At 37.5% G+C, this 19,528-nt stretch carries 16 protein-coding genes; 4 read left to right on the forward strand and 12 right to left on the reverse strand.

What is annotated here, in order from left to right; translation table 11 throughout:
• Positions 1-10: 10 nt before the first annotated feature.
• From R2Q77_RS03465 to miaB, 4 genes are all read right to left on the reverse strand, one after another.
• Positions 11-1,069: a hypothetical protein gene (locus R2Q77_RS03465; protein ID WP_316802309.1), complete on the reverse strand. Its 1,059-nt coding sequence runs from the start codon at positions 1,067-1,069 to the stop codon at positions 11-13.
• A gap of 142 nt (positions 1,070-1,211) precedes the next feature.
• Complete coding sequence (locus R2Q77_RS03470) at positions 1,212-1,721, reverse strand: LptE family protein (RefSeq protein ID WP_316802310.1); 510 nt, start codon at positions 1,719-1,721, stop codon at positions 1,212-1,214.
• 33 nt (positions 1,722-1,754) lie between these two features.
• Positions 1,755-2,996, reverse strand: coding sequence for a sigma-54 interaction domain-containing protein (locus R2Q77_RS03475; RefSeq protein ID WP_316802311.1), 1,242 nt, complete (start codon positions 2,994-2,996; stop codon positions 1,755-1,757).
• An 84-nt stretch (positions 2,997-3,080) separates the two neighbouring features.
• Complete coding sequence (gene miaB, locus R2Q77_RS03480; protein WP_316802312.1) at positions 3,081-4,499, reverse strand: tRNA (N6-isopentenyl adenosine(37)-C2)-methylthiotransferase MiaB; 1,419 nt, start codon at positions 4,497-4,499, stop codon at positions 3,081-3,083.
• 176 nt (positions 4,500-4,675) lie between these two features.
• Here miaB and R2Q77_RS03485 point away from each other — a divergent pair, with 176 nt between their 5' ends.
• From R2Q77_RS03485 to R2Q77_RS03500, 4 genes are all read left to right on the forward strand, one after another.
• A complete protein-coding gene (locus R2Q77_RS03485; protein ID WP_316802313.1) occupies positions 4,676-6,460 on the forward strand; it encodes a hypothetical protein in 1,785 nt (594 codons plus the stop codon).
• Positions 6,461-6,524: 64 nt separating this feature from the next.
• Entirely contained in the window at positions 6,525-8,342 is a 1,818-nt protein-coding gene (locus R2Q77_RS03490; protein ID WP_316802314.1) for a hypothetical protein, read from the forward strand.
• Between the two features lie 54 nt (positions 8,343-8,396).
• Positions 8,397-8,954 (forward strand): LemA family protein, encoded by a 558-nt coding sequence (locus R2Q77_RS03495; RefSeq protein WP_316802315.1) that lies wholly within the window; start codon positions 8,397-8,399, stop codon positions 8,952-8,954.
• Positions 8,954-9,910 (forward strand): DUF3137 domain-containing protein, encoded by a 957-nt coding sequence (locus tag R2Q77_RS03500; protein WP_316802316.1) that lies wholly within the window; start codon positions 8,954-8,956, stop codon positions 9,908-9,910. Before R2Q77_RS03495 ends, R2Q77_RS03500 begins: the two co-directional genes overlap by 1 nt.
• A gap of 10 nt (positions 9,911-9,920) precedes the next feature.
• Here the strand turns inward: R2Q77_RS03500 and R2Q77_RS03505 are convergent, their stop codons facing one another.
• From R2Q77_RS03505 to gltX, 8 genes are all read right to left on the reverse strand, one after another.
• A complete protein-coding gene (locus R2Q77_RS03505) occupies positions 9,921-10,283 on the reverse strand; it encodes a response regulator (protein ID WP_316802317.1) in 363 nt (120 codons plus the stop codon).
• Position 10,284: 1 nt separating this feature from the next.
• Positions 10,285-10,890 (reverse strand): chemotaxis protein CheB, encoded by a 606-nt coding sequence (locus R2Q77_RS03510; protein WP_316802318.1) that lies wholly within the window; start codon positions 10,888-10,890, stop codon positions 10,285-10,287.
• The gene (locus tag R2Q77_RS03515) at positions 10,875-11,693 is read right to left on the reverse strand and encodes a protein-glutamate O-methyltransferase CheR (protein WP_316802319.1); all 819 of its coding nucleotides are present in this window, start codon (positions 11,691-11,693) and stop codon (positions 10,875-10,877) included. Before R2Q77_RS03515 ends, R2Q77_RS03510 begins: the two co-directional genes overlap by 16 nt.
• Positions 11,694-11,696: 3 nt before the next feature.
• Positions 11,697-12,068, reverse strand: coding sequence for a two-component system response regulator (locus tag R2Q77_RS03520; protein WP_316802320.1), 372 nt, complete (start codon positions 12,066-12,068; stop codon positions 11,697-11,699).
• Positions 12,069-12,083: 15 nt separating this feature from the next.
• Positions 12,084-15,662 (reverse strand): response regulator, encoded by a 3,579-nt coding sequence (locus R2Q77_RS03525; protein WP_316802321.1) that lies wholly within the window; start codon positions 15,660-15,662, stop codon positions 12,084-12,086.
• Positions 15,663-15,714: 52 nt separating this feature from the next.
• Positions 15,715-16,866 carry a hybrid sensor histidine kinase/response regulator gene (locus R2Q77_RS03530; RefSeq protein WP_316802322.1) on the reverse strand — a complete coding sequence of 384 codons (1,152 nt, stop codon included), beginning with the start codon at positions 16,864-16,866 and terminating at the stop codon, positions 15,715-15,717.
• Positions 16,867-16,978: 112 nt separating this feature from the next.
• Positions 16,979-17,818 (reverse strand): neutral zinc metallopeptidase, encoded by an 840-nt coding sequence (locus tag R2Q77_RS03535; RefSeq protein ID WP_316802323.1) that lies wholly within the window; start codon positions 17,816-17,818, stop codon positions 16,979-16,981.
• 155 nt (positions 17,819-17,973) lie between these two features.
• Positions 17,974-19,488: a glutamate--tRNA ligase gene (gene gltX / locus R2Q77_RS03540; RefSeq protein ID WP_316802324.1), complete on the reverse strand. Its 1,515-nt coding sequence runs from the start codon at positions 19,486-19,488 to the stop codon at positions 17,974-17,976.
• Positions 19,489-19,528 lie beyond the last annotated feature (40 nt).

The following is a 19,528-nucleotide window of genomic DNA, read 5'->3' on the forward strand; positions in this document are numbered from 1 at the left end:
TAAATATATTTTAAAATTTCTTTTCTATAGATTGGATAAGGTCGGCAAAGTAACGGCTTTTTTCTGGATATTTCAAACTTAATTTTTTATAAGTATCTATGGCTTTGTGATAAAGCATTTGCTCTATATAAATTTTAGCTAATGTTTCCGAAACCAGGTCGTAATGGTCTTCTGCGCTCTTTTTAGCCTTATTTTCATTATCAATTTGCTCAGGCTTTGGCGGTTTAATGGTTGGATCTTCTTTTAAAAACTTATCAATAATTTCCGCACCTTTTGCATCTTTAAGCGCTCCGCCAGGGTATTCGGCTAAATGATCTGCTACTTCAAACGGCGTTTGAATGTGAAAAATATGCTCTACATATTGCTGCTGAAATTCGGCTCTTTCCTGTGGCTTCTGTAAAGGTGGTTGCTGTTTTTCTAAACCGGGCTTAGGTTGTGCATAAGGCTGAAAAATTTGCTCATGTTCTTTCCGGGTTTTAGCCAACCACCATAAAAAAGTATAAGGCAATTCATCATCATCATATTTGGAAACAAAGCTTATTTCCGGATCATCGGGCACAACAGTTTCAATTTCAGGAGCTTCCATAACCACATCTGTGCTTAATTTTTGCTCAAATGCGAAGAAATCCGTAGCCACAACATTTTCTACAAATGCATCTTCCAAAATCGGCGTATCCATTAAATGCCGGTCTGTTCCGGGCAAATTCTTTGGTGTTTCTACATGAATGTTTTCGAGCGGATCAATTTGTGGTTCTGAGGATTCGATAAGCTCCTGATCCACCAGGTTTGTTTCTTCAAAAACCTCTTCACCATTCTTTTCCTCCACTAAAACCGCTTCGCCTGAAGGTTCATCTGCTGCTGGCTTTGCCTGAAGAATGGAGTATAAAACATTTCTATTGTTGTATAATGCAGCCTTTGGCACAAACTGGGCATGGGCTTTAGCCAACAATATATGTATAACCTGCGCATAAGGATATTGCAACAACACTTCCTGTAACATCGGTACATGCTCCGGCCTTACCCTTTCAGGTTTTGCGATTAAATTTGCCAGTAGCTGTTTGTTATCCATTCGTTACGTTTGTTGCTAAGTTAGAAATGTAAGTGGGTTTTTCCAAAAGTTTCTGCAGCATTGATTATGCCTTCCTATGCATCAGGCAATAAGCTTTGTCGAAATTTACAATAAAAACTTAATGCCCGAAAAAATTACAGGGCTACCATTGCGCAAAGGCACGGTTAAACACATCATCTGTTAACTGTTTATTAATGGTTTCTATGGCTGCCGGGAGTAAAGATTGTATTGCTGCTCCATTAAGAAAATCATAATAGCGTGTAAAACTTTCTTCAAAGCTTTCCTTTTCATGACCTTTAATGGTATTGGTATATTTAACAGAAACAGTAATGGTAAGCCTGTTGGCGGCCGCAGTTGGCGTACTGTTTGATTGCAGTGCAACGGGTTTAATATCGTAGCCGGTAATACGGCCTTCAAATATCGCCTGACCTTCTGTTTGTACAATGCTTAAACGCGTTTGATTACGGATTTTTGTTTTTACAGCTTCAGTAAATTGATTGCTTAATCCTGGTATAACTAAAGGCGCATTATTTTCGAAAACCCTAACGTTTACCGTTTTCATCTCTGCCGGAATGGAAGCACCACTAAATTTATAAGAGCAGGAATAACTCAAAAGCACGATTATCAGTAATCCAAATAATTTAATCTTCATGATTATAAAGGAATTTTTCGGTGTTTACGCACCTTATAAATTTAATTCTTTAATTTTTCTGTAAAGTGTACGCTCAGATATGCCTAACTCCTGGGCCGCAAACTTGCGTTTACCTTTATGCTTTTTCAATGCTTTTTTTATCAGATCAGATTCTTTATCAACCAGGGATAAAGATTCTTCTACTTCTTCTGCATCATGGGCATAATTGTAATCCGCGTTATTGTTGTTGTTATTGTTTGATGCCGGCTGCTGAATGGTAAAAGCATGCTCTTGCCCTACAGGCAACTCTACATCGCGGTAAAGTTGATTTATATACTGAGGATTATCGGCTAAAACGGTAGCGGTATTACCGCCATGCTGAATAATTTCGGCAACCAGTTTTTTCAATTCCACCATATCCTTTTTCATATCAAACAAAACTTTGTACAAAATATCTCTTTCTGTAAAATCTTCTTTTGATGATGCATTAATTGCCATTGGAAGGTTACTTCCTGCTTCATTCGGGATATAGTTTAAAATTGCCTGTCCGGTTACGTTTCGATCTTTTTCAAGCACGCAAATTTGCTCGGCAATGTTTTTCAACTGACGAACATTTCCAGGCCAGCTGTAATTGGTTAAAATCTGTATGGCATCAGGCTCCAGGTTTAAACCCGGACTGCGGTATTTATCGCTAAAATCGGCAGAAAATTTCCTGAATAACAAATAAATATCTTCTTTGCGTTCCTGTAAAGCAGGAATCCGTAAGGGAACTGTATTTAACCTGTAATATAAATCTTCGCGGAATTTACCGCTTTTAACACGGTTGTATACATCAACATTTGTTGCTGCAATAATACGAACATCGGTTTTTTGCACTTTAGAAGAACCCACACGCAGGTATTCGCCACTTTCTAAAATCCTTAATAAACGGGCCTGGGTACCAAGAGGAAGTTCGGCAACCTCATCCAAAAATATTGTTCCACCGTTGGCTACTTCAAAATAACCTTTACGGGCTTCGTGCGCACCTGTAAATGAACCTTTCTCGTGCCCAAACAATTCTGAATCTATTGTTCCTTCCGGAATGGCTCCACAATTTACCGCAATAAAAGCACCGTGTTTGCGGGCGCTTAACTGGTGAATAATTTGGGAGAAAACTTCTTTACCGCTACCACTCTCGCCAGTAATTAATACTGACATATCGGTTGGGGCAACCTGACCGGCAATATCTATAGCACGATTAAGCAATGGCGAATTGCCAATAATGCCGAACCGTTGTTTAATCGTTTGTGTATCCATTTATTCTCTCTAAAGTTTCGTCACGCTGAGCTTGTTTCAGGGCCTTATCCATTTAAGATGCTGAAATAAATTCAGCATGACACATTATGATACTATTTTTCCAATTAATGTAGCCGATGTACATTTCTCAATCAGCACGTTAGCATATTGTCCTGGCTTTACACCTTCCGTTACCGGAAAAATCGCCATTGCACCACTATCGCCACGTCCGCAATAATCTTTATCTGATTTTTTTGATGTTCCTTCAATTAATACCCTGATGGTTTTCCCTATCCACTCCTGTAAACGCATTAATGAGTGCGCTTGTTGTTTAGCTAAAATTTCTGCTAAACGGCGTTTTTTAACTTCTTCAGGAATATCATCTTCCAGTTTTCTGGCCGCTAAAGTTCCTGGTCTTTCTGAATACGTGAAATTATAAGCAAAGTCATATTGTACATAATCCATCATGCTTAATGTTTCTTCGTGCTCCTCTTCTGTTTCGGTACAAAAACCCGCAATAATATCAGTAGATATGGCGCAACCAGGAATAATATTACGGATGGCATCAATACGGTTAATGTACCATTCGCGGGTGTAAGTACGGTTCATTAATTCCAGCACACGCGTATTTCCAGATTGAACCGGCAAATGAATGTAATTGCAAATGTTATCGTATTTTGCAATGGTATATAAAACTTCGTCTGTAATATCTTTTGGATGCGAAGTTGAAAAGCGTACACGTAAATCAGGACTAACCAAAGCCGTTTGCGCTAATAAAAGTGCAAAATTTACCGTTTCTGTTCCATCCTCTGATGTCCAGGTATACGAATCTACATTCTGGCCCAAAAGGGTAACTTCTCTGTAACCTGCATCAAATAAACTTTGGGCTTCTGCAATAATTGAATGTGCATCACGGCTACGCTCACGGCCACGGGTAAATGGCACCACACAGAAAGAGCACATATTGTTACAACCACGGGTAATGGAAATAAATGCAGTTATGCCGTTGCTGTTTAAGCGAACAGGGCTAATATCTGCATAGGTTTCCTCGCGCGATAAAAGTACATTTACAGCTTTGTGCCCGGTTTCTACCTGCTCAATTAAGTTTGGTAAATCACGGTAAGCATCCGGTCCAACAACTACATCAACCAAACGTTCTTCTTCTAAAAATTTAGATTTTAAACGTTCTGCCATACAACCTAAAACCCCAACAATTAATTTAGGATTACGACGCTTTTCTACACCAAATTGCGACAGGCGGTTTCTAACCCTGGTTTCCGCATTCTCACGAATGGAACAGGTATTGATAAAAATCACATCTGCCTGATGATAATCATTTGTCGTTTCAAATCCGGTTTCCGACAAAATGGAAGCTACAATTTCACTATCAGCAAAATTCATGGCACAGCCATAACTTTCAATATATAATTTACGCCCATCGGCTTTTTCGGGTGCTTCTAAAATTAAAGCCTCACCCTGGCGTGCCTCATCGTGTGTCTTATCCTGTACTTGTAAATCAATCATTATTTAAAAAGATTTTGGGATTGCAAAAATACATAAATAAAATTAAAAATGACAATTTGACATGTTTGAACATGATGATTACTTAAAACTGACGATTATTAAATCGTTAGCTGGTATAAACCACAACCAAACCTTTTGCGCATCAATCTGTTTTATAGCCATAAACCAATAAACAAATGACCAACAAGAGAAAAAAATTGTGGGTGTGGCTTGCTGGAATATTGGGTGGATTAGTTTTAGTGATCTCTGCCGCAGCCATTATCTTATCTGCTACCTGGAAACCCTTACTTACCAAAAAAATTAAGGCCGGGGTTTATAACGGATCGCATCATCTCTATAAAATAGATTTTAAAACCATTAATCTTAACATAATAACCGGAAGCCTGGCTCTACACGAAGTTACTCTAACACCTGACTCTGCAGTATTTGACAGTTTAAAAGTTAAAGGCTTGGCACCGCCCAACCTTTTTCAGCTCAAGCTTAAAAAGTTACAAATTTCGCGTGTTGGCATTTTAACCGCATATTTTAAAAAACGGGTCGAAGTAAGTTCTATTGTGCTGGAAAAGCCTTCCATTAACATGATTTTTAATAAAGTACCTAAGAAACCAGACACTGTTAAGGCTGAAAAGACACTTTATGATCAAATTTCAAAAACTTTAAAAGCAATACATGTTAAAAGCATTAGGATTGTAGATGCCGATTTTGATTACATCAATAAAAGCACGCCCAAAACAACTGTAAATTCTATTCAACACCTTAACATCAATATAAAAGATTTTTTACTCGATTCTCTTTCTCAAAATGACACCACCAGGTTTTATTATACCAAAGATATTTCTTTTGAGATTGCCGGATATAAATCCTTAACGAAAGATAAAATGTATACCATGAAAGTGGATACCATCAGCGGATCGGCTACTTCGAAAAAGATTATAGTGAAGGGCTTTAAACTAATTCCAATGTACCCCGAATTAGCTTTTGCCCGAAAATATAAAGTACAAAAAGACCGTTACAACCTATCTTTTGATAAAGTTGAGTTTGCGGGCGTGGATTTTGCCGGACTTAGCAGTGATCAAAAAATATATGCCAAATCTTTAAAAATCGGTCCTGCAAAAGTAGAGGTTTTTATGAGCCGGGAATTTCCTCCCCCACATGGCTTGGATAAGGGAAAAAATTTCCCGCATATGGCACTTAAAAGATTAAATATTCAAACTTTAATTGATACGGTTAAAATCAGGAACATCGACCTTAAATACTCGGAATATAATCCGGCGAGTAAAAAAACTGGATCGGTACAATTTAACCGCTTAACTGGAAACATCCTGAATGTAACCAACGACAGTACCCAGTTAACCAAAAACAACCATGCGGTTGCCGATTTAAATTCTCTTTTAATGGGATCGGGAAAGTTAAATGTAAAAATAGACTTTAATTTAACAGCAGAAAATGGTGCTTTTAACTACAGCGGGCGTTTAGGCTCTTTTAATTTTAAACAGTTAAATCCTTTATCGGTAGCATTAGGATTGGTAGAAATAGAAAGCGGACAGGTACAACACATTGATTTTAAAGCCAACGGAAATTTGCGTAGCGCTACTGGCTCAATGAATATGCTTTATACCAATTTAAAGGTTAAGCTTTTATCCGATAATATTGATGGAACAGGCACTAAAGAAAAAGGCTTATTGTCGTTTTTAGCAAATTCTATTTTAGTAAAGGATCAAAACCCGGCTAAAGGTGAGGCGCCAAGAACAGCAACCATGACCAATACCAGAATAAACTCTGCCTCTTTTTTTAATTTAATGTGGAAGACTGTTTTTATGGGCATCAGAGATATTGTTGGCGTTGGCGTTGTTCCGGTAAAAGACCCCGTAAAACAGCAAAAGGTAATTGCAAAAAAAATAAGACAACAAAAAAGGGCCGATAGAAAAGCGGCCAGGCAAGCTAAAAGAGATAAAAATTAGCAACACAGCTTTAACAAATACGTTTATAAATGTATATTGCTAATCAAATGCCATAACTTTTTAAATGCCAGAAAAAAAAAGATACCGATATAGAATAATAAAATGGCTAGCGGGAATATTCCTGTTTCTTTTTATGGTGTTGGCTGGTATAGCATGGTATTTAAATTATAAATGCAAGCCGGCCATTACCGGGCAAATTAAATCGCTGATTTATAAATCTACGGATGGATTGTACACCATTAGCTTTACCAACGTTACTACAAATATTTTAACCGGCCACGCATCTTTAAGAAACGTAAAAATAGTACCGGATACCAACCGGTTTAAAGAATTAATTGCCTTAAAAAGGGCGCCCAACAATTTGTATGAAGTTTCATTAAAAAAGCTGGTTATTAAAAACTTTCATCCTTTTACCATATACCGTGAACGAAAGTTAAAAATTGAAGAAGTTCTTTTTGATAAGCCAGATGTTTTAATGGTAAATAAGCAATTCGATTTTAACGAAAACCGCCCGCCGCGTCCAATAAAATCTCCCTATACTTTTATAAGCAAACTGCTTAAAGAATTTAGCATTCAAACCATATTGTTTAAGGATGCCAGCTTTAAATACGTTAATAAAAATTTACCAAAATCAGAAGTATTTTCTATTGACAATCTTAATATTACCCTAACGGATTTATTACTGGATTCTACCTCTTCTGAGGATCCGAAACGATTGTACCTTTTAAAAGATGTGGTTATTAATTTAAAGGATTATACCTATCCTACTCCCGACAAGATGTACGAAATTAAGTTAAACCAACTTGATTTCAGGGCTTCAACCGGAAAATTAAGAATTAAAAAATTTGCCTTAGTTCCACTTTATGATGAAATGAAATTTGGCGTAGTTGCTGGTTATGCTAAAGATCGCTTCAATATTCAAATGAGTGATATGCTTTTAAATGGGATTGATTTGCCGCTTTATATTAGAAAGCAGGAATTACGCGCTAAAGACATGACTATTGCGAATGGTTCAGTTTCTGTGTTTAACAGCCAGAGTCTTCCAAAACGTGAAAAAGAAAATAGAATAGGACGTTTCCCTCATCAACTGCTTCAAAAATTAGAAGCACCCATTTTAGTAGAAAAGATTTTATTAAAGGATGTAAATATCAATTATTCGGTATTTGACGAAGAGAGCAAGCAAAAAGGTATTATTTCTTTTGATCATACCACTGGCACCATTACCAATGCAACTAATATAGATAAGGTGAAAGCGGTACATCCGGTTATGGAGGCTAAACTAACCACTTATTTAATGCGCCAAGGCAAATTAGATGTCGATTTCAAGTTTGATTTATTAGCAAAAAATGGTGCTTTTTCTTATGGGGGCGTGCTACACAATACCAATGCACGTATACTCAATCAAATTACCAGACCACTTGGATTAGTAAGAATTAACCGTGGCAATGTAGATAAATTTGAATTTAACTTTAATGCAAATGATTCCATAGCAAAGGGAAAAGTAAATTTTTCATACTATGATCTTTCTGTGGCCTTAATGAAAAATGATCCTGAAAAAGGACATTTAGTAAAGCGTGGCTTTCTTTCTTTTTTGGCAAATGCTTTAATTATAAATCCCGAAAATCCCGATAGAAACGGCAAATTTACCTCTGCCGATGTGGTTTATATCCGACCAGCTAATACTTCTTTTTTTAATTTAATTTGGCGAAGTCTTTTTGTGGGCATTAAACACAGCATTGGCTTAACAGAGGAAAAACAGCAAGAGGTTAGGCAACATATTGCTAATTTTAAAGCCATGAGGGCTAATCACGAAAAAAGAAAACAAAAAAGGCTTGAACGGAGAAAACAAAGAGAACAACAGGAAAAAGAAGAAAAGCGTTAAATTAAAACAAATACAATTCTTTTATATATTTACCAAGCATATTAAACTTACATTATGATTATTGCCATTGTTATTATCGGACTTATTTTGCTGTTTGGTATTTTTGCCTACAACTCATTAATCGGAAAGAAAAACCAGGTTACCAATGCTTTTTCGGCTATTGATGTGATGCTTAAAAAACGTTTCGATTTAATTCCTAACCTGGTAGAAGTTGTAAAGCAATATACAACCTACGAACAAGGCACTTTAACCAAAATAGTAGAACTTAGGGCTAAAGCAACCTCTGGCAATATTAGCGATTCAGAGCGCGCTTCAATTGATGCACAACTAAGCAGCAGTGTAAAAGGCTTAATGGTTAATGTAGAAAATTACCCTGATTTAAAGGCAAACCAAAATTTTATTAACCTGCAAAATACCTGGACAGAAAGTGAAGAACAAATTGCTGCTGCCCGTCGCGCATACAATTCTTCTGTTACGGATTACAACAATGCAATTATGATGTTTCCGGGAAGCATATTTGCTGGTATGTTAAATTACCAGCCCATTCCTGTACTTGCCACAGCAGAAGAAGAACGTAAAAACATCAGCGCCAAAGATCTTTTTAACAGTTAATGTATAATGAGGTTGAAAATAACGCAGCCCTTCAAAGTGTACTGGCTACGTTAGAAATTGAGCGCAAAAAAATTGCTTCGACAAAAACTAAAGGCTATGTTTTTATTGGTGGCGGCCTCGTATTTTTTATTATAGGTGCCATACTCGGAATATTAGGTCCTGCATTTGTTATAGCCTTAGCTGCGATAATTTATGGCGGCATTTTACTTTACCGCATAACCGAACAGGCACGAATGTACAGTGGCACTTTCAAACGTGATGTAATCGGTTCGGCATTAAAATCGCTTGATCCAAGCCTCACAATTAAACCTTATGAAGGCATACTGGATCACGAATTTGTTTCTTCCCAGCTTTTTAGCACCAGTCCTGATCGCTACCATACCGAAGACCTTGTTTGCGGAAAGGCCGGAAATACTGGTTTTTACTTTGCAGAAGTACATGCTGAATATAAAACGGAGGAGCAAACTAAAGATGGCCGCAGGGTAAGCTGGAATGATATATTTAAGGGAATTATTTTTGTAGCCGATTTTAATAAAAACTTCAATGGCGTTACTATTGTGCGGCCTAAAGGCATTACCGCAGCTTTTGGCGCCTGGTTTTCTAAAAATGTTTTCTCTTTTGGCGATAAGGATGTAATCCTGCTGGAAAACCCAGAATTTAACAATGCTTTTGTAACCTACGCCAACGACCAGGTAGAAGCCCGCTATATTTTGACGCCAGCCATGATGGAAAGAATATTTTTTTTGAACCGTAAATCAGCGAGTACCATTTCTTTATCCTTCATAAATTCCAGAATGTATATTGCATTTCCTTTGCACAGAAATTATTTTGAAGCCCCCGTTTTTAAAACCTTATTAAATCCGGTCCTTTTAAATGAAGATATTTCTGTAATTAAGTTTATGTATGATATTATTGGCGAACTGGATTTAAATACCAGAATCTGGGGAAAGAACTAATTAAATAACATTAACTCAAATGTTTTTTCACAATTTCTTCCAATGCTGATATGTCAAAAGGTTTAGATAAATAGCTATCTGCCCCAGCTTCATCTGCAAGTGCCGAAATATCGTTATTGGCCGAAAAATAGATAACGGGTATATGTTTTAAATCTGGATGGTTTTTAAGCGCTCTTGTAGCCTGAATGCCGCCCAAATCAGGTAACCAATTGTCCATAAATATAATATCGGGCATGTAATCTGCTACCTGTTGCTCGATGTTATTTGCATTTTCGGATGTTTTAATTTCATAACCCGCATCTTCCAAAATGAAAGTGCATAAGTCTAAAATATCCTTATTATCATCAAAAACAAATATCCTTTTTGTAACCATACTACTTAACTTCTGAAGGTCCAGTTTTATTTAATTTATTTATATAATCTGCCATTTCAGCTGAATCCAAAACAATCCCATTTTTAACGTTAATAACCGCTTGTGCTGGCATAAAAGGCATCATTGCTGTTTCTGGGTTCTGTATAACCACTTTACCCCCCAAATTGTTTACAACTTTTAATCCTTCTACCCCATCAGCATTGGATCCCGACAGCAAAATACAAACTAAATTCTGCTTAAAAACCTCAGCTGCAGACTGAAACGTTACATCGATAGATGGGCGTGAATAATTTATTTTTTCAGAATAATCTAAAGAAAAAGTTTTGTCTTCCTCAATTAGTAAATGATAATCTGCTGGTGCTATATAAACTTTAGCCGGGAGTATCCGTTCTTTTTCTTCTACTTCTGCAACTTTAAGTTTGGTTCTGCTCTGCAGCAAATCACTTAATAAAGATTCGTTCCCCGATTTCCGATGGGTGACTAAAATAATTGGGAAATTAAGTTCAGCATCAAGCATTGGAAAAATTTCCAGTAAAACGTCTAAACTACCGGCAGAACCGCCAATAATCAGCGCATCACATTTGTCTGATGCTATAGTTTCCGCCATATTTTTTCTGTTTTAATTCGCTTATATTCTTTTGCTTTAGACCAAAAATCTAAACTTTCTTTGCTTCCAAGTGCCAGGTATCCCAACTTTTCTATACTACTATCGAACAGGTTAAATACTTTATGCTGCAAATCTTTGTCAAAGTAAATCAGCACATTTCGACATAAAATAAGCTGAAATTCATTAAAGGAATGATCGGAAACCAAATTATGTGTCGAAAAAATCATTTTTCCACTTAACGATTCGTCGAATTTTGCCAAGGAATAATTCGCGGTATAATAAGTAGAAAATTCTCTCAATCCTCCCGATTGTAAATAATTTTCTGAGTATTGCTTTAAATAATTTAAAGGAAACATTCCTTTTTTTGCTTTTTCTAAAACCGATGGATTAATATCAGTTGCATAAATTAAGGATTTGTGCAATAAATTAAGTTCTTTTAAAACAATTGCCAGCGAATAGGCTTCTTCTCCTGTTGAACATCCTGCAACCCAAATCCTGATAAAGGGATAGGTACCCAAAACAGGTAAAACATCATTCCGCAGGGCTCTGTAAAAAGAAGGATCCCGAAACATTTCGGTCACATTAACCGTAATTTCTTCTAAAAAGCGTTTAAAATACTGTTTATCAGACTTTATCGTATACCTAAACTCAGCAAAACTTACAAAATTATCAAGCGCATAAAGCCTTGATATCCTCCGCTTAATGGAAGCGTGCGAATACTCGAGAAAATCATACCCATGGGTTTCTAAAACATCATTAAGCAGTATTTCTACCTGTTCATTATCTATTGCATCGCTAATCACTTCCTATTTCGTAACTTTTTCTATTTGTAACAATAATTCATCCACATTTATGGGCTTCGATACGTATCCGGAAGCTCCAGCACTTAAACATCTTTCTTTATCGCCAACCATAGCCTGGGCAGTAACTGCAAGCACGGGAGTATTTTGCATTTTTTCGGATTTTTTCATGGCCGAAATGGCTTGATAACCATCCATATCGGGCATCATCATATCCATTAAAACAACAGCTACCGCTCCGTTTTCTTCCATTATGGTAAATCCATCCCTTGCACTGGTTGAAGATAAACACTCGAAACCTTTGGCTTTTAGAACAGCTTTAAGCGCAAAAATGTTTCGGTTATCATCATCGATAATGAGTATTACTTTTTTTGACATGTTAATTTAAAGGCATTAAGATTTATGATGATTTTCGTATAACCAAACACGTAAAAGTGAAACCAACTGATCCATATCTACTGGTTTACTAATATAATCTGATGCGCCGGCGGCAATACATTTTTCACGGTCGCCCATCATGGCTTTAGCTGTAACAGCTAAAATTGGCAGGTTACGGTACTTAATATTTTGCCTGATGGCCGTAGTTGTTTCATAACCATCCAATTCAGGCATCATCATATCCATCAGTACTACATCAACCGCTTTATTTTCGTTTAATAGTTTAAGGGCTTCTTTACCATCTGTTGCCGTTAACACCTTCATTTGATGTTGCTCAAGCACCTTGGTTAAAGAAAAAATATTACGCACATCGTCATCAGCAACCAATACGGTTTTATCTTTTAAAACATCCTGCAATTCTGAAAATTTCTTTGGAGCTTTGCCTGCATCCTTATTTTTTTCTTCCACAAGGTGGAGGAATAAACCAGCCTCATCTAAAATTCTTTGGTAAGAATGGGCCGTTTTTACTACAATAGAATCTGCATATTGTTTAATTCTGTTTTCTTCGCCTTTGGAAAGGTTTTTACCTGTAAAAATAATGATCGGCAAATTCTCCAGTCCTGGTGTTTTCTTTACGACTTCCAAAGTTTCATAAGCGTGTTTATCCGGAATACCCATGTCTAATATCACACAGTTAACCTCTGGTTTATGCAAAGCAGAAACACCTTCGTTTACCTGGTTTACAATTTCGGTTTGAATGTTAAAATTGCTTAAAAAGTAACTTAAGGCTTTTGCATGTTGTTCATTTTCTTCAACAATAAGAACTTTTTTAGGGTGGCGGCTTAAAGCGTGCTCCAGCTTAGAGAAAATCTCCTGCATATGCTCAAAAGCAAAAGGCTTGTTTATAAAATCAACAGCTCCTTTTAATAAACTCTCCTTTTTAACCTGAAGAGACGACATGATGTGTACAGGAATAGGCCGTGTTTCCGGATCCGACTTTAATTCTTCCATCACCTGCCATCCATCTTTTATCGGCAGCTGGATATCCAGTAAAATTGCAAGCGGTTTAAATGTTTTAGCCATCTCAATACCCACATCGCCACGTACCGCTACCAATCCTTTATAATTGCGTTTACGCGTAAAATCAAGCAGGGTTTTTGCAAATGGCGTATCATCCTCCACAATTAAAATTACTTTATCATCCGGCTCAATGTTATCGCGGTCATCTTCAATTTCCTGAGGGATATTTGAAACGGTTAAATCTTTAGCCTTTTTAGGCAAAAGCTCTACTGTTTCTACCGGCTTTTCGGGCATAAACTCCTCAAAACCCTTATTTTTATCAATAGGCAAAACCAGGGTAAAAATACTGCCTTTTCCTTCTTCACTTTTCAGATCAATATACCCGCCCAGCAGTTTGGCCAACTCGCGGCTTATTGAAAGGCCAAGACCTGTGCCTCCAAATTTACGTCGGGTAGATCCATCAGCTTGCTGGAATGCCTCAAATACCATCGCTTGTTTTTCCGCAGCAATACCTACCCCCGTATCTGTAACCTTAAAAACAATTGCGTTTAGCTTATCATTTTTGGTGATACTGAGTGTAACAGAACCTTGTGTAGTAAACTTAACGGCATTGGAAAGCAGGTTCTTTAAAATCTGCTCTAAACGCATTTTATCTGTATGGAAATATTCCGGAACATCTGTTGATGTATTGAGAATTAATTCCAGATTTTTATTTTTTGCTACAGGATTAAATAAAGCGCGCATGTTGCTTGTAATCTCTTCTATCTTAATATTAGCCCTGTCTAATTCCATTTTACCGGCTTCAATCTTTGATAGATCGAGAATTTCATCAATTAAACTCAGAAGCCCCTGGCCCGAACTCTGGATTACTTCTGCATATTCCTGATGTTCGCGGTCCATGTCTTCATTTTCCGACATCAACCTGGATAACAGCAAGATAGAATTTAATGGCGTTCGCAATTCGTGCGACATGTTGGCTAAAAATTCGGATTTGTATCTTGTACTTAATTCTAAGGCTTCTGCTTTTTGCTGAATCTCGATATTTCGTTCTTCAATCAGTTCGTTTTTCTCCTCCAGCAAACTGCTTCTTTCCTCCAGCTCCTGGTTACTTTGCAATAACTCTTCCTGCTGCACCCTTAATTCTTCTTCTGATGCCTGTAATTTTTGAGCCTGTGCTTCCAGCTCGGCATTCATCCCTTCCAGCTCGTTGTGCTGCACCTGAAGTTCTTCAGACTGTGCCTGGGTTTCCTCTAACAGTTGTTGCAGTTTTTGCCTGTTTTGAGCGCCCAACAAAGCAGTTCCTACATCAGATAAAACTAAATTAAGGAAATGTAGTTCCAAATCGCTGTAATGGCCTATGGTGCCCAGCTCTAAGCCACCAATCGAAATTCCGTTTCTGATAATGGGTAAAACGATAAGTTGTGCAGGTTTAATTTTCCCGGAAGCAAAACTGATCATCAATTCATTTTGGGGCACTTCATCCAATAATATGTGCTTGCCGGTTTTAACAACCTGACCAATTAAGCCCTGGCCAAGCTCTAAGGTTTCAACCAGATTTTGACCTTGCAGCGCATACTTACCTTTTAAATGCAGATAACCATCATCCTTAAATAAATAAACGGCCCCAATCTGGCTTTTTGTATAGGCGGCTAAAAACTCAATAATGTCATCGGCCAGGTGGAAAATATCCTTCTCGCCTACCATTTTTACGTTTAAATTGGCTACACCGGTTTGGATCCACTCGTTTTCTTCAAGGGTATCAAAAGATTTCTTCAAAGATAACGACATATAATTAAGCGATTCGGATAGCTCACCCAAATCATCCTGGGCATCATTATCGAGCTTAACACCATAATTGCCTTTTGTAATTTGAGCAGCAATTTCTTTAATGGCTATAATCCGTTTCTCCATTTCGCGTTTCTTATCTTCCAGCTCCTGCTGCAGTTTTGTACGCTCATCAAAATCAAGAGAGACTTTTCTATAGAAAAACAGGGTAATTAATATGGCTAAAACTGCCGCCACTACAATTAAAACGGGGGTATAAGCGGTAAGCTTGTTTAATTCTAAAGTTCGTTCTTCCAGCAGTCTTTTTTCTTCTGTAACCATTCGTTTAACCACACTCCTGGCCTGGTCCATATACGTTTTACCCTGAAACAATACCGTTGGATCTACCACACCTCCCAACGATTTAATTTCGATGGTAGATTTTAGAATGTCCATTCTCTGGCCCATTATTTTACGCAACTCGGTAACATTTTTTTGCTGTACGGCATTATCTTTTGTACCGGCTGCTACATGGTTTAAAATAACAGTAGCGGTATCATTGGCGCCTGTATATGGTTCTAAAAAAACCTTATTACCTGTTAAAAGGTATCCTCTTTGCCCGGTTTCTGCATCTTTTAATACTGAAATTATGTTTTCTACATTTAGGATAACTTCATCGCTGTGCTTAACCAATTCAGTACTTTTAATCAGATTTCTGATGCTTACATAAGAGGCCAGTGAACTGATAAAAAGAATAATAAGCGATAAACCAAGGCCTAAACGCAAATTGTTTTTAAGAGTTGTTTTCATTAAAAATTTTATACTATTGAAATGTGATACTTTAAGATAATCTAATTGTGCCTTAGTTTTCCAATGCGGTTTCCTGCTGTGTTTTTAAAATCGATTCTTCTTCAATCGGAATGATAAAATAAAACTCCGAGCCTTCATCAGGCACACTATTTACACCAATTAAACCTCCGTGCCTTTTAATAATTTCCGAACAGATGTACAAACCAATGCCAAGGCCGTTAAAACGGTTGCTATTCTCTTCTACGCGATAAAATTTCTCGAAGATTTTCGGCTGTTGTTCTTTGGAAATTCCGATACCGAAATCTTTTACAGATAAATATAGCTTACCATCTTTAATATTGATGGTTACATTAACCTGGTTTGTTCCGGGCGCATATTTTATGGCATTGGTAATAAAATTGATAACCACCTGCTCCAGGCGCATTTCATCGCCATAAATGGTTTCATGGGTTTTACCGAGTTTGGTAATTTTAAAATCAGGATTGGATTGCTGCAACATTTCAATGGCATTGCTTACCATATTGTCGGCACAAAAATTTTGCATATTAAACTTAAGTTTACCACTCTCTATTTTAGAAATATCCAGTAAATCAACAATAAGTTCATTTAGTTTTTCCAGCTGGATGCTTGCTTTTTCCAAATGCTTTTGGGCAGTTGTTTTATCATCCTTGTTTAAGCTGCGCTGCAGAAGCTGAATATACCCTTTTACACTGGTTAGTGGTGTTTTTAACTCGTGACTGGCAATGCTGATGAATTCGTCTTTTTTATGTTCTGCTTCTTTCCTGAATTCGATTTCTTCCAATAACTTTTCCTGTACTTCGTTAAGCTTACGGCTTTGTTCATAAATGCGGTAAAAAGTTTTTATTTTCAGTAAAAGCACATTAATGTCAACAGGCTTGGTAATGTAATCCAGTCCGCCACTCATGTAGCCTTTTGTAATAAATTTCAATTCTGTATTTACTGCCGACAGGAATATAATTGCGGTGTCTTTTGCCTTGCTGAAACCTGAAATGGCTTCAGCAACTTCAAAGCCATCCATATCGGGCATCTGAACATCAAGAATGATGAGGACGTAATTATTTTTAAGGACTTTTTTCAGCGCCTCCTCACCCGACGAGGCCGTATCGACCTCAAAATTATGGGCCTGGAGTACTTTCTGTAAAGAGATCAGGTTTTCAGGCCTGTCATCAACAATGAGGATCATGTTTATTAAACAAATAAGAAGCTTGGGATGAGATAATTATATATAATTGCGCAAAACAAAAGTCCTCCGCAACTGTAAACAAACAAAGTTGTTTTAAAAATGTTTTACCTTTTTACAAATTATTAGCGTTAAAGGTATCGCCTTGTTTAATGTCGCCGGTTTCAAATCCTTTTTTAAACCAATACATTCTTTGCTGTGAGGTACCGTGTGTAAACGAATCAGGTTTAACTTCTCCGGTTGCCTCTTTCTGCAATTTATCATCACCAATAGCATTGGCAGCAGTTAAAGCTTCTTCTATATCCCCTTCTTCCAGTTTAAAATCTTTTAAGCTCTGAGCATTGTGGGCCCATAAACCCGCAAAGAAATCGGCTTGTAATTCTAATTTTACGGATAAGCGGTTGTATTCTGCCTGGCTAACCTGGCCACGGGCCCGGTCTAACTTTTCGGAAATGCCCAATAAATTCTGAACATGGTGGCCAACCTCGTGTGCAATAACATAGGCTTGTGCAAAATCGCCGGCTGCGCCAAAACGGTTTTTCAATTCGTCGTAAAAGGAAAGATCAATGTATACCTTACGATCGGCCGGGCAGTAAAACGGCCCCACAGCAGCACCTGCTGTACCACAACCTGTTTGAACGGCTTCTTCAAACAATCGCAAGGTTGGTTTTTCATAAACTTTACCAAGCTTCTGAAACTCTGAAACCCAAACCTCATCGGTTGAGTTTAAAATTTTCGACATTTGAATTCCTGCTGAATCAGCTGGGATACCCTTCCTTACTTCAACATTGTCACTAACAGGCATCTGACCAACCAAGCCGGTTAGATCTTTACCAAAAAACAAACCTAAAACAATAACAACTAATCCTAAACCACCACCCAAAATAGCTTTTCCACCACCTTTGCTTCCTCTGCTATCTTCGATATTATCGCTCCCTTTTCCAAAAATCTGCATAACCTACTGTTTAATTTAATAAATAACTCTTATTTAATAGGAATTGTTATACTAAAGTATAAAATATTTTTATCCATAATGTGAATATTATTCTTTTAGGTTGTACCTAAAGAAAAAGCCAGGTTTAATGCCTGGCTTTTCTAAAATATTTAAGTTTAGCTATTGAAAAGCGTTATGGCTTTTTCTATTCTATTTTTAGTCTCTCCGGCACCAAATAATACAGCAATATCAAATACACCAGGCCCAAATTTGCCGCCAACAAGCATAATTCTAAATGGCAGCATTAATTCGCCTGGTTTAAATCCTTTTTCTTCTGCCAGTGTTTTAAAGGCGGCTTCGGCATCTGCTACATTAACTAAGTTCTGACTTAAATTGTCGGCATAAGCCTTAAAAAATCCAGCCTTTTCTTCAGTCCATTTTGGTTTAACCGAAGCAACATCATACACTTCAGGACTTGCAAAGAAATAACCGCTTTGTGCAACAAAATCGGTCAATAAAGTACAGCGATCTTTAATTAAATCAATCACCGTATTTAAAAAGGCATCATCTTTAACTTCAATATTGTTTTCTGCCAATAATTGTTTAACCGTTGATTGCAATTTGTTTGCCGGCGAATTTTTAATCCATTCGTGGTTATACCATTTGGCTTTTTCAAAATCGAATTTAGCTCCTGCTTTACTAATTCTTTCAATAGAAAATTTTTCTTCCAGCGTAGCTAAGCTAAAAATTTCCTGTTCAGTACCATCATTCCAGCCCAACAAAGCAAGCATATTGATAAAGGCTTCAGGCAAAAAGCCCATTTCTTTAAATCCTTTGGTTATATCGCCTGTTTTTGGATCGGCCCAGTTCATTGCGTAAACCGGAAAACCAAGGCGATCTCCATCGCGTTTACTTAGTTTACCATGCCCATCGGGTTTTAAAATTAAAGGAAGATGTGCCCATTGAGGCATTTCGCTCTCCCAGCCTAAATATTTCCAAAGTAAAATATGTATGGGTGCTGATGGCAACCACTCTTCGCCCCTAAATGCGTGTGTAATTTCCATGGCCTTATCATCAACCACAACAGCCAGGTGATAGGTTGGCATTCCATCTGCTTTAAGCAAAACCTTATCATCAACCAATGAAGTTTCAAAACTTACATCACCACGAATAAGGTCGTTAAAATGCACATTTTCATTTTCCGGAACCTTTATCCTGATTACATGCGGTGTTTGAGCTGCCAAAAGTTCTTCAACCTCATTTATGGTTAAAGTTAAAGAATTGCGCATGCCCATTCTGGTTGCCTGCCCGTACTGGAAATTTGGAATTTCTTTGCGTTTGGCGTCCAAATCTTCAGGGGTATCAAAGGCATAATAAGCGTAACCATCATGAATAAGTTGTTCGGCAAATTTTCTATAACCCGGTTTACGTTCGCTCTGGCGGTAAGGGCCATAAATGCCCGGGTTGGCAGGACTTTCGTCTGGCGTTATGCCACACCAGTTTAAGCAATCAACAATGTATTGCTCGGCACCTTCAACAAAACGATTTTGATCCGTATCTTCAACACGTAAAACAAATGTTCCATTGTGTTTCCTGGCAAATAAATAATTAAACAGGGCGGTACGAACACCTCCTAAATGCAAGCCTCCGGTTGGGCTTGGGGCAAATCTTACTCTAACTTTTTTATCCATGGTTGGGTTGTTGAGCAATAAGTGATTGGGCCTGGCGTAA

Origin of the sequence: Pedobacter nototheniae (genome assembly GCF_032678625.1) — a bacterium.
Taxonomy (GTDB): domain Bacteria; phylum Bacteroidota; class Bacteroidia; order Sphingobacteriales; family Sphingobacteriaceae; genus Pedobacter; species Pedobacter nototheniae_A.

What these genes read in the sequence shown, in the direction of transcription:
- R2Q77_RS03465 (WP_316802309.1), bottom strand. Translation starts at nt 1,069, where the DNA reads ATGGATAACAAACAGCTACTGGCAAATTTAATCGCAAAACCTGAAAGG.
- R2Q77_RS03470 (WP_316802310.1), bottom strand. Translation starts at nt 1,721, where the DNA reads ATGAAGATTAAATTATTTGGATTACTGATAATCGTGCTTTTGAGTTAT.
- R2Q77_RS03475 (WP_316802311.1), bottom strand. Translation starts at nt 2,996, where the DNA reads ATGGATACACAAACGATTAAACAACGGTTCGGCATTATTGGCAATTCG.
- miaB (WP_316802312.1), bottom strand. Translation starts at nt 4,499, where the DNA reads ATGATTGATTTACAAGTACAGGATAAGACACACGATGAGGCACGCCAG.
- R2Q77_RS03485 (WP_316802313.1), top strand. Translation starts at nt 4,676, where the DNA reads ATGACCAACAAGAGAAAAAAATTGTGGGTGTGGCTTGCTGGAATATTG.
- R2Q77_RS03490 (WP_316802314.1), top strand. Translation starts at nt 6,525, where the DNA reads ATGCCAGAAAAAAAAAGATACCGATATAGAATAATAAAATGGCTAGCG.
- R2Q77_RS03495 (WP_316802315.1), top strand. Translation starts at nt 8,397, where the DNA reads ATGATTATTGCCATTGTTATTATCGGACTTATTTTGCTGTTTGGTATT.
- R2Q77_RS03500 (WP_316802316.1), top strand. Translation starts at nt 8,954, where the DNA reads ATGTATAATGAGGTTGAAAATAACGCAGCCCTTCAAAGTGTACTGGCT.
- R2Q77_RS03505 (WP_316802317.1), bottom strand. Translation starts at nt 10,283, where the DNA reads ATGGTTACAAAAAGGATATTTGTTTTTGATGATAATAAGGATATTTTA.
- R2Q77_RS03510 (WP_316802318.1), bottom strand. Translation starts at nt 10,890, where the DNA reads ATGGCGGAAACTATAGCATCAGACAAATGTGATGCGCTGATTATTGGC.
- R2Q77_RS03520 (WP_316802320.1), bottom strand. Translation starts at nt 12,068, where the DNA reads ATGTCAAAAAAAGTAATACTCATTATCGATGATGATAACCGAAACATT.
- R2Q77_RS03525 (WP_316802321.1), bottom strand. Translation starts at nt 15,662, where the DNA reads ATGAAAACAACTCTTAAAAACAATTTGCGTTTAGGCCTTGGTTTATCG.
- R2Q77_RS03530 (WP_316802322.1), bottom strand. Translation starts at nt 16,866, where the DNA reads ATGATCCTCATTGTTGATGACAGGCCTGAAAACCTGATCTCTTTACAG.
- R2Q77_RS03535 (WP_316802323.1), bottom strand. Translation starts at nt 17,818, where the DNA reads ATGCAGATTTTTGGAAAAGGGAGCGATAATATCGAAGATAGCAGAGGA.
- gltX (WP_316802324.1), bottom strand. Translation starts at nt 19,488, where the DNA reads ATGGATAAAAAAGTTAGAGTAAGATTTGCCCCAAGCCCAACCGGAGGC.